This is a genomic window from Candidatus Dependentiae bacterium (assembly GCA_020431705.1).
GTDB lineage: Bacteria > Babelota > Babeliae > Babelales > Vermiphilaceae > JAGQHQ01.
This window is the reverse complement of record JAGQHQ010000007.1, coordinates 1-16,534: the sequence shown is the minus strand read 5'-3', so window position 1 is coordinate 16,534 and position 16,534 is coordinate 1. Positions and strand designations below refer to the sequence as shown.

Genomic DNA, 16,534 nt, shown 5'->3' with positions numbered 1-16,534 from the left:
AAACTATAAAAAATATAGGATAATCTGAAGAGTGCATGATCTTTTATATTCAATAACAAAGGAGAAAGCATGAGGAAAATAGTTAACACTACCCATTTTATATTAGCATGCGTATTGTTAATGTGTGTTTGTGATGCACGAGCGATGTTGCGGGGTGGTGGTGGAAAAAAAATCAGGAAGCGATCAATAAACCATTCTACTTCTTCGAGTGGTGTTGATTTAGGCCTAAAAGTAGAATCAAATACCAAAAGTATAGAATATGTTGGAAAGGAGCTACATGCTTTAAAAGAAGACTTACCTATAGAGTATGTATCTCAGGTGCAGTATAAAACAGAAAAGGAGATTGCAGAATGGGCTCTTTCAAATTCTATTTCTGGTGTACAAAGCATGATAGATAAATTCCAATCAGTGATTGATAAAAAAGATGAAGAGATATTTAATATTCACAGGAAGCAGAGAACGTTGAATGAATCACTAGACAGCGTAATATCAGTAAATGTAAGGAATAGACGCCTTATTGAAGCTCTTAAATGTTGTGTGGTTGATGATATTGTAAGCTATATTATAGAAAATAGAGAGGCATTAAAGGCTTTAAATAGTGTTTCTGTTGATAATACAAAAAAAATAGAGAGTCTTTTGTGTCGGGTAAAAGAGCTTGAAGATCTAGATCTAGTTTCAGCTGAAACATATAAACAAGAGATGGGAACATTAGCTGGGAGAATAGGAATATTATCGTGTAACCAATTAAGTGTTAGAAAGTATCAAGGACATCAAGCAGATAAGATGAAAATACTTGATCAAAAAGTAAACAGGGTGTCAGGGGTTTTGGGAAGGGCAATTATAAATCAAAAAAAGGAACTTGAGCAAAAAATTGCAGAACAACAGTCTACTGACGAACAATTGATCAACGCAATTACTGATCAGAAAAAAGCAGATTTTGATAGGCAGTACCAAGAAACTGAAAGACGTTTGTTTAAATTGATAGAATCATTAAATATATCATTTAAAGCAGTTGAAGATAAGATTGTTAACGTTGATGGTCGATTAAAGTCTATTGAAGCAACTGTTGAAGAGTTTGTAACAGATGTAAAGAGCATTAAAAAAGAGCAAGAAGAAAAAAAACAAACAGCGCAAATTGAGGCAGAAAAAAAGAGAAAAAGTGGTTGGTGGTAATTTGTGGAAAGTCTCAGACGTCTTTTCATTGCTGTTGATGTTCCAGAGCAGATAAAAACAGAAATACAAGCTATTCAAAGAGGATTACGTAAACAAAAGCTTTTTACCGGGCGCTATACAGCGCCCGAATCAATTCATATTACATTACAATTTGTCGGTGAGGTTGAACGATTTGTGGCAACTAATATTCAAGAAAGGTTACAATATCTTTCTATGCCTGTGCGCACAGCAAAACTAGGCTCAGTTGATGTTTTTAGTACTGGTCAGAAAATCAATATTATTTTTGTGCATGTGATTGCACCGCAATTAGTGAAGCTTGCTAGAGAAATTAATTATAACTTACGCGATATTGTTAAAGCAGAAACGAGGCCATTTATCCCACATCTTACCATTGCTCGAGTCAAGTCGGTGCAAGATCGTCAAAAACTGCTGCATTACGTTAATGCAATACAGCTTGAGAAGCTTGAGTGGCAAGTTTTTTATTTTGTGTTAAAAGAATCTATATTGCACCAAGATGGTGTGACTCATACCGATGTACAAAAATATATGCTTAAGAATTAATTTGCAAAAAAAAGTTACGCCAAAAAATTTTACCGCTACCGGGCATTGGTGGTTTTTCAAATGCTTTTTTGATTACATGGATTATTTTTGTGATTTTTGCGTTTATTTGCTTGTCGGTGATGTTATCTTTTTTTTCACTGATATTTTTTTTATATTGTTTCACCCAATAGGTGAGTAAATCGTCTAATAACTCAATACTTTCCCGTTCATTTATCTTGCTTACAAGTAACTCTTTATCAAATGCTAGAGGGTCAGTATTTGATTGAACTAAAAAGGGAAAGAGTGGATGTTGAGATGTGGTATGTTTTTCTGAAGCAAATGACTGTACAACACAGCGTGAGACAATAGTAGGCAAAATACGATCAGCTCTTTGAGCTAGAAAAATGAAATGATAGCCATTTGGTGGTTCTTCTACTGATTTTAATAAGCTATTGGCACAAGCAGGAGTTAAAAAGTCGGCATGCTGTAAAACAAAAAAGCACTGGTTGCCGGGTTCTAATGCAAATGAAATACGTTTAGAAATTGTTTCTAACTGTTCAAGTGTATATTGTTTTTCTGGAGTAAGCCACACAACTGCATGATGCTGTTGTTGTATAATTTGCTGGCATGTAACGCAATGGTCACCACCGCTGTTTGGACATAATGCTTTTTGTAAAAAATTGACTGTTTTTTCTATGATGACATCATGCCGTCCAATCCACAGATATGCTGGAGATATATTTTCTAGTTCTAAAGGATTCATGTTAATTGGTTTTTACCATTTTTTTATAATATCATTTGAAACATTGACAGAAAAAGTGCTGTTTTTAGTGCTATACAGCGAAACTATTTTTTCAGCGGCCAATTGAGTAAGGTACTCTGGTGGTTGTGTACCATCAAGAACCATTACATCGTTACGATTTTTGTAGATTTCTTCAAATCCAGTAAATACTTTTTTTATTAATTCTTTTTTCTCAAAAGTACTGAGTCTGTCTCGTTGTGCCAAACGCTTGAATGCCTCTTCTTTAGATAGGCGAATGTACATTGTCAGATGAGGTTTTATATTGTTCATTGCCCATTGATTAATAATCTCGATAAGAGCAATATTAAGCCCGCGTCCGTATCCTTGATATACCAACGAAGAATCAGCCATACGATCGGAAATTACTATCATGTTTTTTTCTAATGATGGTGATACAACTGTTTCAAAGTGTTGTGCTCTATCAGCAGCAAAAAGCAGATACTCACTTTTGTTACAAATCGGTATGACTCTTTCTTGTAAAATAGCACGTAATTTTTTACCTAAATCTGTTGCTCCGGGTTCTTTGGTAAGCAAAACCGGGTAATTCCGCTGCAATAAAAGAGAATGTACATTATGTGTAAGTGTACTTTTACCGGCACCGTCGATGCCTTCAACGGAAATAAGCAAGCCCTGTTTTTCTTTTTTCATATTTTTCTGCTAATTTTTTAGTTTAAGTATAATTGATTAAAAAAAATTGTCTGTAAAAAGGTCAATCATGCCAAATGGATACGGCCATACTAAAAGTCAAGAATGTACATTGTATGAAAAACTGAAAAAAGAGTTAAGCCGAGATGGACGTTTAATGCATATTGGCAGGTTACTTGAGTATGCATATAAAAAATATTGTGACAATGTAGCGCTGATTTATAAGGAACAACGTATTACCTATAAAGAGCTGTACTATCGCGCTGGTCTTATGACAAAAAAAGTTCGTCAAGCTGGCGTAAAGCCAAAAGACCGCGTACTGTTATTTTTTGAAAATTCACTAGAATTTTATATAGGGTATTACGGCATTTTGCAAGCAGGAGCTGTAGTGGCGCCACTTAACACATTTTTATGTGAGCGAGAATTAGAGCATATTGTTAATGATGCGCAACCGACTCTTATAATTGCTAGCCAAAAATTATCAAAGTTTTTGAGGAACACGGGCATAAAAATATTAACAGAAGATGATATGCAGCTTACACCATTGGTTCCTGAGAACATAGAAGACGTTGCTATTATTGATTTAGATGAGCAAGATATGTCTGTATTATTATATACATCGGGTACAACGGGCTTGCCAAAAGGGGTGATGTTAAGCTCAAAAAATTGTATGACGAATGTTGTACAAATGATTGCTCGAGTTGGATTATGGCAAGGAGAACGTATTTTTGGCGTACTTCCACTATTTCATAGTTTTGCGCAAAGTATTTGTGTATGGGCGACATTGTTCGTCGGTTGTACGGTAATTGTTGTTCCAAACATTAATCGGAGAGATATTTTGCAAGGATTAGAGCAAAAGCCAACGTTTTTTTGTGGCGTTCCTGCGTTGTATGGATTGCTGTGTTTGTTAAAAACAGCACCACTAGATTCAGTAAAATGTTTTGTTTCTGGTGGTGATGCATTGTCGGACAAAATTCGTGCAGCCTTTGCACTCATTTATGGTAGAAAAATTTGTAATGGATATGGATTGACTGAGACTGCACCGTTAGTTTCTGTTGATTTGCGAGATCAAACAGAACTGACAAGTAATGTTGGACGTGCTGTGTGTGGTATTACCACCTCAATTCGTGATGAAAGAGGCAATGTGTTGCTAAATGGTGAAATCGGTGAGCTGTGGGTAAAGGGTGATAATGTTATGCTTGGGTATTACAATGAGTCGGAAATGACTGCAAAGGTTTTGACTGATGGTTGGTTGCATACTGGTGATTTAGCATATATCGATAAAAACAACACGATTGTTATTACCGGACGCGTAAAAGATCTTATTATTCACAAGGGTTTTAATATTTATCCACAAGAAATAGAAAATATTATTATGAGTCATGCATCTGTTATTCGCACTGGCGTTATTGGTAGAAATGATCCACAGGTAGGACAGGTGCCTATTGCCTACGTTCAACTGCGTGAAGAACAAGAAGGTATTGAGCAAGAACTCAAAAAAATTTGTTTGCAAAACCTAGCGGCATACAAAGTACCAAAACAATTTATAATTACCGTAAAAGACCTACCAGTTACTGCAACAGGTAAGGTGAATAAGAAAAAGTTACAGAGTGAGTGAGGTGAAGCTTTTACATATCATCACGAATCTAGAAAGGGGTGGGGCTCAAAAAGTGCTCTACGATCTTATATGTGGTTTAGACAAAAAAGAGTATGAACATCATATTATTTATTTTCGTCATGGGCCGTATGTTGAGAAATTTAAAAAATTAGGCATACCTATTTATGGTGTTCGAGGATTGTTTACATTATACGATCCTTTTTTTTTTTTTTTTTTTTATATGTTGATAAAAAAGATTGATCCAAATGCCATTCACAGCTTGCTATGGGCAGCAAATGTTTTTAGCAGAGTTGTGGCATGGCTGTTAAAGATACCTATTGCCACGGTATATCATAATAATGTATTTCAAGACGGTGTATTGCGTGTATTTTTGGATACAACAATGCAAACGTTTTTTGGTAGCACAGTTGTTGCAGTTTCTGACGAAATTAAAAATGGTTTGCAGCAGCGTAACAAAAAAAATGTGCCGGCAGTTGAGATAATTGCTAATGGTATTGATATATACAATGTTATGCAACGTGCAAAAAAAGAAAACAATGTATACGAACAGCGTATAAATGATGCAGGATTAGGTGAATGGTTAAAAAATATAATGTATCAGTTTAAGTTTTCGCAAAATAATTGTTTTAAACAAAATTCTAATTTTATTATCGGTTCTGTTGGTAGATTTGTACCTATAAAAAATTATCCATTATTGATTGAAAGTTTTTCTATTGTTCTACAAACATGTAATAAGGTACGATTAGTGCTAGTTGGTTCTGGTGTAGAGGAACAAAAGCTGAGAATGCTTGTAATGGAAAAAGGCATTGCAGATAAGGTTACTTTTGTTGTTGGACAATCAGCGTATGGTTACTATCCATTTTTTGATTGTTTTGTGCAGTCGTCAGATAAAGAGGGTATTTCTATAGCATTACTTGAGGCAATGTCTTTGGCTATTACCAGTATTGTTACTGATAAAGATAACAAACACATGGTTATAGAAAATAAAAAAAATGGATTGCTTGTAGAGGCTGGTAATGCACAAAGATTAGCTCAGGCACTTTTGAAAATTATTCAAAATGAAAATTTAAAAAGGAAGTATGGACTAGCAGGTCAACAAACAGTTTTAAAAAACTTTAGTAGTCAACGTATGATAAAAAATTATCATACTCTTTTCAAAAAGCTGACGGAATCGATATACTAGTTAAAATGAGTAGATATATAATTTGATTTTGTTGATAAGTTAATGTATCATCAATTAATGACTATAGTGAGAATTTTTAGTCTAAGATAACCTCCATTTCCCCTATCCGTGACGTTCTGTCAGGATGGGGGTTTCTTTTTTACTCTAAAAGGATAGTAATGAAAAAAGAAGTATTGTATCGCCAGCCACTGAAAATTAACAATCGGTTCTATAATAATAATCATAATTATCCAGAAAGTTTACTGTTCAAAACAGCATTGACAGTATTGCAATCGTTGCGCAATCGCGCAAAACGGGTGCCTAAGGTTCTTTCTGATTGGTATACCTGTAGTATTCCTGCTACATGTGCTGTTGAACCAGTTATTACCTGGATTGGACATGCAACATTTTTGATACAGATAGAAAATGTTAATATTATTACCGATCCTATTTTCGGTGATGCTTCGTTGTTATATCGCCGTGTGCTTCCTCCTGGTATTGCACTTAATCAGTTACCGCTGATTGATGTAATATTACTTTCTCACAATCACCGAGATCATATGGATACTGCCAGTTTGGTTGCTATCAAAAAACAATTTCCAAAAGCTTATGTGTTAGTTCCGGTTGGTGACAAGCAATGGTTTGATCTCCGTGGTTTTAGCCATGTTTCTGAGCTTGGCTGGTGGGAGCAGTACAAAATAAAAAATATTACATTTACCTTTTTACCTGCAACGCATTGGTCTCAGCGTGGGCTATTTGATAAAAATAGATCGCTCTGGGGCAGTTGGATGATACAAAGTGCTAACAGCACGATTTACTTTGCGGGCGATACCGCGTGGGATTCTCATTTTTATGAAATTAAATCATACTTTAATACTATTGATACTGCATTAATGCCCATTGGTCCCTGTGAACCAGAAGATACAATGCAGCATTCACATATTAGTGCAGTACAAGCAGGCCAAGCATTTTTGGATTTAGATGCCAATAACTTTATTCCTATGCACTGGGGTACATTTTTATTTGGTGTTGATCATTTTTTAACACCTGTTGAACGTATACAAAGTTGGTGGCAAGAAAATAGCCACTTACTAACCAATAAGCGGCTGTATATTGCTAAAGTTGGGCAAAATATAACATTAAATAGACCATTCTTTTAGAATTTAATATTTATAAGATTTTTTATTTGCTAATTAATATATTCATTGATTTTGATTTCTATTTTTCAATATAATACTTATATGTAACACCATGAGGGGGTATCATGAGTAAAAAGGTTTTTATACTGGCTTGGTTATTTTATTTTTTTGGCGCACAAGCTTTTATCTATGAAGTATGGGTGTTGCGTAAATGGCTTCCGCAACAAAAAAAATATCATTATTTTATTGGATTAAGTGATTTTCACGATAGAAGTGTTCCAGAAAGTATTTCACAGCGAGCGCAGGCGCTTGATAAATTAAGTTACTGCAACCCTAAAGATACTAAAATCATATTAGAAGATTTAAGCTCTCGTAATGCAGGTGGAAGCTTTGGATGCAATAAGTTTTTTTTAAAATCAAATACTGGATTATTAGCGAGTATGACGCAAGAGTGTCAGAAGCGGGGTTTTGAGGTTGAAAATGTAGAATATCGCTATTGTAGAGTTGTTGCACTTGGGCCAGTATTGCATAATATAAAAGCAGATCCGCGTATTATTGTTTCAACACAACACATCACCGTACAAGATATTTTGGAAGAGATTAATAGAGAAGTAGAAGAAATCAAAGCACATGGTTATGAAAATAAATCACTTGCTGTGTTGATAAAAAAAAACATTGATGAAGTAACCAGTGAATTAACTAAGCTTAAGATCGCTGATTACGCGCAAAAAACGATTGGTGATTATTTGGCTATTAGGACGTGGCCAACGAATCGATTGGTTTTTCTGAAAAAAATGCTTACACTCGATAGTAACTTGCTTGATGTGAAAATGCTCAATGTTGTATTGCGATCACAAGATAAAAAGCGTGTTGTTGCTCTCGCCGGTGGTACACACATTAGACGAACAAGTGAATTATTGCAGAAAGCTGGGTATGCATTGGTGTATCAAACAAAAACAAAATTATTTAAAGAGGCAAACTTGAACAAATGTCATATTGGATCTGATATTATTAATGGATTATTTTGTATCAAACCACTGGCTGTTCAACTTGATGTTATTGATCAGTACTTGGAGTAGAAAGTATTTTTTTTGCATTATTTTTATATAAAAAAAATGCCAATGGTATAATTGTTATTGTTGTCTTGTTTTGTGTGTTTTTGGTATTAAATCCAATTCTATGGTTATATAGCCATATCTGTTCTATATTTTTTTCTTGCTTGCAAAAAAGATATTCTGTTTTTTTAGATATTAAATTACAATGAAAAAATCTATTATCTGTTGTTAGTAGTAACATACTTGGACGGTGTTTTTTATCTATTGCAATATCTTTGAAGAACATCTCTTTTTTCTTTCCATTTTCTTTTGTGTAAAAGAATTGCTTTGAAAGGAGTACATCAGGAAATGGTGTTTTTATTGTTTCTGCTGTTGATATTAGTGCAATGGTAAAAATAGTACCTTGTTCAGATAGGCCAATAGCGGTGTGTTTAGTCAAAAATGACATTCGTATAAAACGTGGTTTTATAACTTGGTCAGAAATAATTGAGGTAAGTTTGTTTTTTTTTGTAATTTCAAATAAATCAAGAATGTTTTTTTCATTATTGTTTATTCTGCATAATAATATTCTATCATTTCTTTTTTTTGCGTTAGAAAGTGCACAAGAAGTTATGAACCAATTTTTGTACTTTTTTGTATCGTGAAATTTTTCGTAAACACTTTCATCAAACCAACCCTTTCTATTGGCAGGCGCTTTTATGTTAATGAGATTAAGTATACTTATTAATTCTTTTTCTTTAAAAATACCAGTGGATATAGGTGTATTATCTATAGATGATATTTTTTTACTTGAACAAAGGATGGCAAAACCGCGCTTATTGACACCATCAAATATATTTTTTTTGCCGTCATATTTTCCATCTTCTCTTGGTGGAAAGTATGTAGCGGCTTGTATATATGTTTTTATTTGCTTTTCATCATCATCTATTCTACAGTAATTATCGCATTCTTCTGCAGAATAGCTATTTTGCAACCAACATTGTTGTGGTGGAAGATACTTTTGGGTGATTCTTTGATTGTTGTAGTTAGGATCCTCTCCCATACCAATTTTTAATCGATGGTAATTCTGGCTTGCAAAACAAATTTCACTGGAATAGTTGATAATTACTGGCTGCTTTATGATTAGCATATTGCTAAAAGTTGTTTCTAGTTCGTGTTGATTAAGGCTATGATTGATAGTAAATTCAGTGTCTTGTTTATTTTCTTCCTCCATAGCATAAATACGAAACAATACAAGCAAAGATAGTGTAATGCTTACTACATATAATTGTTTTGTATACGGCATGTAACGCTCCTTGTTCTTGTTAATAAAAACGTTTAGTCAAATATGCTCTTCCAGAATCACCAAAAATCATAACAGCTAAATCATTTGGTTGTAAGTTTTTTGCGTATTGATCAACTACATATGCAACTGCACCACTGCTTGGACCGACAAGTAATCCATATTTTTGTGCAAGTAGTTTAAGCATTGTAAGTGCATTATTATCACTCACACAGATGATGTCATCAACAATACTTTCATCAAAGACGGGTGTATCAAAATCCATTCCCATACCTTCAATTTTGTATGGTTTAGGAAAGCCACCAGTTGCGCGATACGAATTAATAGAATCAATAGCAAATACTTTGATATCAGTATTTTTTTCTTTTAAATACCTGCCAACACCACTTACTGTACCAGTTGTACCTGCTGCTGCAAAAAAGTGGGTAATTGTACCGTTAGTCTGTTGCCATATTTCTGTGCCAAGTGAATGATAGTGCCCATCTCTATTGGTGGGATTATAATATTGATTTGGCATAAACGATCCAGGTGTTTTTTTGTGTAAAGCTACTGCTTGAGAGTGATAACTTTGCGGATCATCAATAAACTCTGTTGCTGGGCACATAATAATTTTTGCACCATATGCCTTGATAGTATCTAATTTTTCTTTGCTGATTTTTTCTGATACTGTAATAATAACCTCGTAGCCTTTAATTGCGCCAATCATGGCTACTGCAATACCATGATTGCCGGAAGAGGCGTCAATAATAACGCCGCCGGAGTTTAGGATACCATTTTTTTCTGCTTGTTCGATCATATAGCATGCAGAACGATCTTTTACGCTTCCACCAGGATTTAAATACTCAAGTTTTGCATAGCAATTTCCAAGACAATCAAAGGGAACTTTTACCAATGGTGTATTGCCAATTGCATCGGTTAATTTTTTATACAACATCATTCTCCATTAGTGCTGAGTAAAGATTTTTTTATATGGCTGGAAATATAACGTAAAGTACATGATTTGTCATGTTGTAGATAACAGTCTGTAAATAGAATCTAGTAAAGGTATATAATGGAAACTAATAAAATTCCCATTAGCAGACATGGCCAATAAAGGATTAGGCTGATTACATTTTTTTTATATTGAATGAACCAAAAATTGAATTTGAAAAAATCTAATAGTACAACGGTCATAACAAATACAATTGCGATATACATAATAAAATGAAACCACTCAAAGTATACAAATTCGTCTGATGGGATATGTGATTTAAAATAACGTTGTGCAACAATGGTGCTAAAAAGTATTGTAGTAAATGCGCCTCCAACATCGTGTTTTTGATAGGTTAAAAAAAGAACAAATAATAAAAAAGCAATAGCGAGCAGGACAATAACATGTGTAGTCAGTGTTTCAAATAAATTTCGTTTAGCGGCAATAGCAAAGTGTAATTCTGGTACTTGAGACTTATCAACTTGATTAGTTATGCCAAATGGGCCGTATGCGTACATTCCAAAATTAGATTGATAATCAACAATTTTGTAACCAAAATAGCTACCACTCAGTTGCCAGCCACTTAAATGTGCATCGCTACTTATACCTGGCAGTGCTGCAGCATTTAGAATAGCGTATGCATCTAAGTCTGGAACGAGAATAATATTTTTATCAAAATCTTTGTGAGAAAGTTGTATGTGTAAATCTTTTACGTCAAATGGAAAATTGTAATACGTCATAACTTGATTTAATTTTGCGTGTACTAACCATACAATTGTTTCTCGTTTACCCTCTTTTGTTCTGCTTAACTCGACAATGTCTGGTTTACCAGAAAGTTGTTGAAAAATAAAACCACGAGAAATATCGTCATGAATTCCGTCAAAATAGCGCTGCCATACAATACCAACAAATGCAATTTGATCTTTAGAAATAAAATCAATATCGTGAATCAGTAATCCTGTTGGTATGTATTTTCCCTTTTTGTATCGATAGCGCAAATAATAGTCTAAGCTTTGTGAGGGTTCTGCAGGGATGATATCTTGTTTTGCGTTAGTTATTTTGTCTAAAAATTGATATAGACTAATCTTGTTGTACACAGGTACTATGTTTTCTTTGTAATCAGGATATGCAGCAGTGATTGCCCATAGTGTGCCAACGGTTAACGCAAGTATGATCGCTGTTACGGCAGAAAAAGTCCACAAAAGTGACACATTAAGTTGTGATCGAGAAATGAAAAAAGCTATACAAAACAGAAACGCGCACAAAAGTGCCAGAACAATGTGAATCAATTGGTGGCGAACAAAATCATTATTTACAAAAACTTGATAGATATCAAAAACTGATATGATTTTTAAAGGTGTTGTGGATGTTTCTGCAACTGAAAGCCAGGCATCATTGTTAGTTTTAGGATTTTTGTATAAAACACTTCTTGTTCTATTTTCATCTTTGGACAAAAGAGTTATTATCGCATTATTCTGTTGCATATGTGTCTTGTTAATTATATTTTCTTTAGTCTGTATTAAACTGGTTGTTGGATGAATAAGTACTGTGCCATCTTTGTCTGTTACAATCCAATAGCCAGCTTGCCCAAGATATAATGTTGAAAGTACGTGTTTAAGGTGAGCAACCGATTGTGTTGCAAATACAACACCAGCAATGATATCACCATTAAAAAATGGTTTGTAAAAAAAAATGACCGGTTGTTTGGTAACCGGATCATTAATTGGCCCCAAGAAACCGGATTGTCCTTTTAGTGCTTTTTTATACCATATTTCTTGTGTATAATCATATTTTCCGTCTTTTGTAGCTTGAGCGAAGTGAGATTTTTCTAGTTGTATAAGTTGTTGTTTATCTTCATATTCTACAACGTAATGAGATTTTTTTTCATCACTATCTTGAGATGTGAAGGCGACTCCAAACCCGGTAACTTCTACTGGTTTTTCTCGCAATTGTTCAATAATTGTGCTTTTTTTAATATTGTTTTTCTCAAGTTTTTTTGTGAGCGTAGTAACCATTACTTGTAGTATATTAATAAAACTATCCAAGTGTTTTGCTGCTTGCTCGGTTTTTTCGTGTGCTTCTTGTCGAGTAAAGTGCAAAATTGCTGATTGTGTTTTCCAGTATGAATACGTGAAGAGTAGCGTAAGAATAAAACTTATTCCGCATAATATTATACATATGACTGATAACCATTTTTTTGTACTAACTACTTTCATACATTATTCCTTTTTTTATCTGTAAGGGTATCTATTCTTATATAACCTGTTTGATATAATTGTATATGTTCTTGTATCATGACATCAGTGTCAAATTGAATTAAATTGTCTTTATTGTAGTATAATTTTGAGTATAATTTTTTATTATTCATAAGTTGTAACATGCCATTGGCAAGTTGTTTCCACTTTTTTTGTGGATATAAAAAACCATTCTTGCCATTTTCAATAATATCTTTGATCCCACCAGTGTTATATGCAAGAACCGGTAACTTAAGCAAGCGCGCTTCGACTACTGCACATGGTAATCCTTCCCACAGAGAGCTGAGGACAAATGCATGCCAGGTTAGCATAATGGGCGTAATGTTTTGTTTCCAACCATGAAGAATAATCTGTTGATGTAAGTTGTGTGTTTTGATGAAAATTTCTATGTGTTTGCGTTGCACACCATCGCCAATAATTTCTAGTTTTGCACGATTGTCTTTTTGGTATACATATGCAAAAGCACGTAATAGATCAATTAGATTTTTTTGTGGTTTAAAGCAAGAGATAGTTCCAAAGACAAATGTTTGTGCAGTATCGGGATTAATATTGGTTTTTGTTGCAGGAATATACAATGTATTATGATCAACTGCTGCGCGAATGATTGAATGTTTAGGGGTAAAGTATGGAAATAGTTTGATTCCTGTTTTTACATCTTCAGAAGAAACGCATATAAAGTGAGTAGTAACAAAGCTTGTAATCAACTCCAAAAAATAAATGGGTAGCCATACAAACCAACGCTGGTGTTTATGGAATGCGTAGCCATGCACTGTATGAATACGTTTTTTAACATTAGCAAAAAAGGCGGCCCATCGGCCAAGGATTCCAGCTTTTGTGCTGTGTGTATGTATAATTAAATCAGGATATTTTTTTTTAAGTTTTTTTATTGTGCCAACTAATGTAAAAAAACAAATGAATTCTTTAAAAAATACACATGATGAGTTGATTTCTCGTGTCAGATCATTTAAAAAAATTGTTTGGCAAATTGTTTTTGCCTCCTCTTTTAGTGGACCAGTTGGACCAGAAAGCAATAGTGGTTCGTGTCCTAACTTTTTTAAGCCTTTCGCCAGATTAAGACATACTTTTTGTGCACCACCCAGTTCTAACTTGGTGATGATATACAAAACGTGTAATTTTTTTTTATGCTTCATACTACAAGATGTTTTTTAAACCATATAACGACTAGTGATAATTAAAAGTAAAGATATGAGCAATGCATAAATTGCACATGTATCAATCAAACCTTGGCTAAACATACTTACACGTGCAAGTAATGAATACTTTTCTGGAGCAAGTGCAATTTGGTGGCATGCGGCAGAAGATGTTTTCCCGGAACTAATACCAGCGCCGATAGTACCAAATCCTGTACAAAAACCAGCAAAAAGCATAGCGATACCAACTAGTAGATTCCCATTTGGTATACCGGTAACTAGTAGTAAAATAGACACAACCAATGCAAAGATAATAGGTGTTTCAATAATTGCTTCACTCAAAAAAGTGAAAGGAAGCAACTTGTTGTATGCATCGCGATTTATACCAAGCCCAGAGCATGCCGTTCGTGCAAACTGTGCGAGACCAATTGAAGGGCCAATGCTACCAAAACCAATACATATACCAGCACCAAGTAACCGAAAACTATCAGCAAGGCTATCAATAGTTGTAAGTTGCGCTTTTATGAGCATCGCGATAATAAAACTAAATACAATTGGTGTTTGAATAATTGATTGTGTGATAAGCATAAAGCGAACAATTTTTTGAGCAAAGAATGGTTGTCGTGCAATTGCTAAACATGCTTGTTGTGCAGGAAATGCAGAAACAATACCAATGACAAACCCAGAGATACAAATAGCAAGTGCAATGCCCAATGTAGCAATACCTGTGTATGTGGTACGTTCAATGCTTTCTGAGCCCCACAACATAATTGCGGAAATAAGTAATCCCATAATTGCGGCAGTTTCAATGAGTGCAGTTCCCAAAATCATTGTTTTGGAAATATCACTTCGCGCGCCAGGTTGTTTGTTAATTGCTTTTATTGCGGCATGACTTGCCAATCCCTCACCGATTCCAGCTCCAATTGAGCTGACTGCGACTGCTAATGCAACCGTTAAATAATGCAGTAATTCTGCAAGCTCTGCCATAAATTATTTCCTTACCAAAACGTGTTCTAATCTTCTTCAGGTTCCTCACCTTTGATACCAATAGAGAGATACGTAAGAGCAAGCATAGCAAATACAAATGCTTGTAAAAATGCTTCAAACAAACCAAAAAAGAGTATGATAACCAGATTGAGGCCGGTAATCATACCGAGAGTTTCAAAAATTAATGAACCCTTTATTGCGCTTGTATAAATACCAGTAATCATGGTACCACCAAAAATATTTCCAAATAAACGAAATGATATTGAAATAACAGTAGCAACTTTTCCAATAATATTAAGTGGCAACATGATAAAGAATGGCGCAAAATATTCTTTTATATACGCCAAAAAACCATGCATTTTGATTGCATAAAATTGTGTATACAAAAATGAGGTAAGTCCAAGAGAAAGTGTAGTATTTAAATCTTTAGTTGGTTCCTCCAACCATGGCACTGCGCCTATTGCATTTGCCGTTGCGATAAATGTAAATATTGCAGTAATAAATGCAAAATGACCAAAAGTGAAGTATTCTCCCAACGTTTGTTGCGTCATGCCATAAAATGAACGGATATATGTGGTCAACACATGATAAATAATAGAGTTTTTTTTCAGTAATAACCATCTGATTGGTAACACGCATGCTAAAATAATGCCTAATACTATCCATGTGTATACAACTGTATCTGTATTAATATGAAAAAAATGATGCTTAATGCCAAAATATTCGAGTGGCTTTAACTTGTGAACGGAAAGGATATCAAGACCTTCCATATGCAATTCCCCTATACCAAGAAACAGTTACCCAAAATGTTGGTAAGAAAAATAATATCATCAGTATAAGAGGTATTTGTGTGTGCTGCAATAGATACCACCATAATGCGGATAAACTTATCAAGCGAATACTTGTAAATAATACTGATGCAATCATAGTTGTACGTTTTTGAAATAAAAAAAGTACAGCATATAAAAAACCTGAGAACAATCCTATAGATAGAGCAAGAATATTGTTTAGTAATAGTGACATAGCAAATCAATACGTTATCTTTTATTATTTGTTGAACCTATACCTAAAAATAACTATACGTGATTTTTACTTTTTTTAAAAATATATAAAAAAAGCATCGGTAGATGGTACCTACCTAATGCGATATTATTCTATTTGTATTAACATATTGACTGGTGTTGTTGCGCATATGTTATAATTAGATTGAAACAATTTATTGTGTGCCAATTTATATGGAGTGAGATGATGAAAAAACGTATTACATCAGCAATTTTGGTAATTATTTTACTTTTTAGTTCAGTATTACAAGCGCAGCAACAGTCAACTGGCGGTGGTTGGTTTAGTGGCTATAGCCTACCAAGTTTTCAACGTATTTTGAATCAAGGGCGATATATTTTTGAGTGGATGAGGGAGAATCCAGGAAAAACGACTGCTGGTATCGGTGCTTTAGCATTGATTGATTCCGGTTATTTATTTTTTAAGTTGAGATCTCAAAGAAATTACTTGAAATATCAAAAATATAATTTCAAGCATATTTACAAGTTTCCAATAAACAAGATAATTCAACTGGCGCAAGGAATTGTAAGGGCAGAAACTTACAAAAAACGTGTTGATAAAAATACATTAGAAATTGTGCGCAGTCCTTCTAAAAATATGTTAAATTTACAATTATTATTAAGAACCTATCCCAAAATTCATAAATGCCTCAAAGTATAGAATATAGCGGCAATTTGGATTGCTGCTATATAGTTT

15 protein-coding genes are annotated in these 16,534 nt (G+C 34.1%); 7 read left to right on the top strand and 8 right to left on the bottom strand.

The window, feature by feature from the left end:
* The first annotated feature begins 69 nt into the window (after positions 1-69).
* Together KC460_02835 and thpR are read left to right on the top strand one after the other, a co-directional pair.
* The gene (locus KC460_02835) at positions 70-1,173 is read left to right on the top strand and encodes a hypothetical protein (protein MCA9770279.1); all 1,104 of its coding nucleotides are present in this window, start codon (positions 70-72) and stop codon (positions 1,171-1,173) included.
* Positions 1,174-1,176: 3 nt separating this feature from the next.
* Entirely contained in the window at positions 1,177-1,734 is a 558-nt protein-coding gene (gene thpR, locus KC460_02830; GenBank protein ID MCA9770278.1) for an RNA 2',3'-cyclic phosphodiesterase, read from the top strand.
* Here the strand turns inward: thpR and KC460_02825 are convergent.
* Together KC460_02825 and tmk are read right to left on the bottom strand one after the other, a co-directional pair.
* Positions 1,724-2,476: a hypothetical protein gene (locus KC460_02825; protein MCA9770277.1), complete on the bottom strand. Its 753-nt coding sequence runs from the start codon at positions 2,474-2,476 to the stop codon at positions 1,724-1,726. The genes thpR and KC460_02825 overlap by 11 nt on opposite strands.
* 12 nt (positions 2,477-2,488) lie before the next feature.
* Positions 2,489-3,163 (bottom strand): dTMP kinase, encoded by a 675-nt coding sequence (gene tmk / locus KC460_02820; protein ID MCA9770276.1) that lies wholly within the window; start codon positions 3,161-3,163, stop codon positions 2,489-2,491.
* Positions 3,164-3,230: 67 nt separating this feature from the next.
* Here tmk and KC460_02815 point away from each other — a divergent pair, with 67 nt between their 5' ends.
* From KC460_02815 to KC460_02800, 4 genes are all read left to right on the top strand, one after another.
* Positions 3,231-4,778: an AMP-binding protein gene (locus KC460_02815; protein MCA9770275.1), complete on the top strand. Its 1,548-nt coding sequence runs from the start codon at positions 3,231-3,233 to the stop codon at positions 4,776-4,778.
* A 1-nt stretch (position 4,779) separates the two neighbouring features.
* Positions 4,780-5,961: a glycosyltransferase gene (locus tag KC460_02810; protein ID MCA9770274.1), complete on the top strand. Its 1,182-nt coding sequence runs from the start codon at positions 4,780-4,782 to the stop codon at positions 5,959-5,961.
* A gap of 158 nt (positions 5,962-6,119) precedes the next feature.
* Positions 6,120-7,100, top strand: a complete 981-nt coding sequence (locus KC460_02805) for an MBL fold metallo-hydrolase (GenBank protein ID MCA9770273.1) — start codon at positions 6,120-6,122, stop codon at positions 7,098-7,100.
* A gap of 104 nt (positions 7,101-7,204) precedes the next feature.
* Positions 7,205-8,158: a hypothetical protein gene (locus KC460_02800; protein ID MCA9770272.1), complete on the top strand. Its 954-nt coding sequence runs from the start codon at positions 7,205-7,207 to the stop codon at positions 8,156-8,158.
* Here KC460_02800 and KC460_02795 read toward each other — a convergent pair.
* The 6 genes from KC460_02795 to atpB all read right to left on the bottom strand — a co-directional run bounded on the left by KC460_02795 (position 8,136) and on the right by atpB (position 15,549).
* Positions 8,136-9,419 carry a hypothetical protein gene (locus tag KC460_02795; protein ID MCA9770271.1) on the bottom strand — a complete coding sequence of 428 codons (1,284 nt, stop codon included), beginning with the start codon at positions 9,417-9,419 and terminating at the stop codon, positions 8,136-8,138. The genes KC460_02800 and KC460_02795 overlap by 23 nt on opposite strands.
* 19 nt (positions 9,420-9,438) lie before the next feature.
* Positions 9,439-10,350 carry a cysteine synthase family protein gene (locus KC460_02790; protein ID MCA9770270.1) on the bottom strand — a complete coding sequence of 304 codons (912 nt, stop codon included), beginning with the start codon at positions 10,348-10,350 and terminating at the stop codon, positions 9,439-9,441.
* Between the two features lie 101 nt (positions 10,351-10,451).
* A complete protein-coding gene (locus KC460_02785) occupies positions 10,452-12,602 on the bottom strand; it encodes a hypothetical protein (protein MCA9770269.1) in 2,151 nt (716 codons plus the stop codon).
* Positions 12,599-13,792, bottom strand: a complete 1,194-nt coding sequence (locus KC460_02780) for a glycosyltransferase (GenBank protein MCA9770268.1) — start codon at positions 13,790-13,792, stop codon at positions 12,599-12,601. Before KC460_02780 ends, KC460_02785 begins: the two co-directional genes overlap by 4 nt.
* Positions 13,793-13,807: 15 nt before the next feature.
* Complete coding sequence (locus KC460_02775; GenBank protein MCA9770267.1) at positions 13,808-14,779, bottom strand: hypothetical protein; 972 nt, start codon at positions 14,777-14,779, stop codon at positions 13,808-13,810.
* A 26-nt stretch (positions 14,780-14,805) separates the two neighbouring features.
* Positions 14,806-15,549 carry a F0F1 ATP synthase subunit A gene (gene atpB, locus KC460_02770; GenBank protein ID MCA9770266.1) on the bottom strand — a complete coding sequence of 248 codons (744 nt, stop codon included), beginning with the start codon at positions 15,547-15,549 and terminating at the stop codon, positions 14,806-14,808.
* Between the two features lie 475 nt (positions 15,550-16,024).
* Here atpB and KC460_02765 point away from each other — a divergent pair, with 475 nt between their 5' ends.
* Positions 16,025-16,498 (top strand): hypothetical protein, encoded by a 474-nt coding sequence (locus KC460_02765; protein MCA9770265.1) that lies wholly within the window; start codon positions 16,025-16,027, stop codon positions 16,496-16,498.
* Positions 16,499-16,534: the final 36 nt, after the last annotated feature.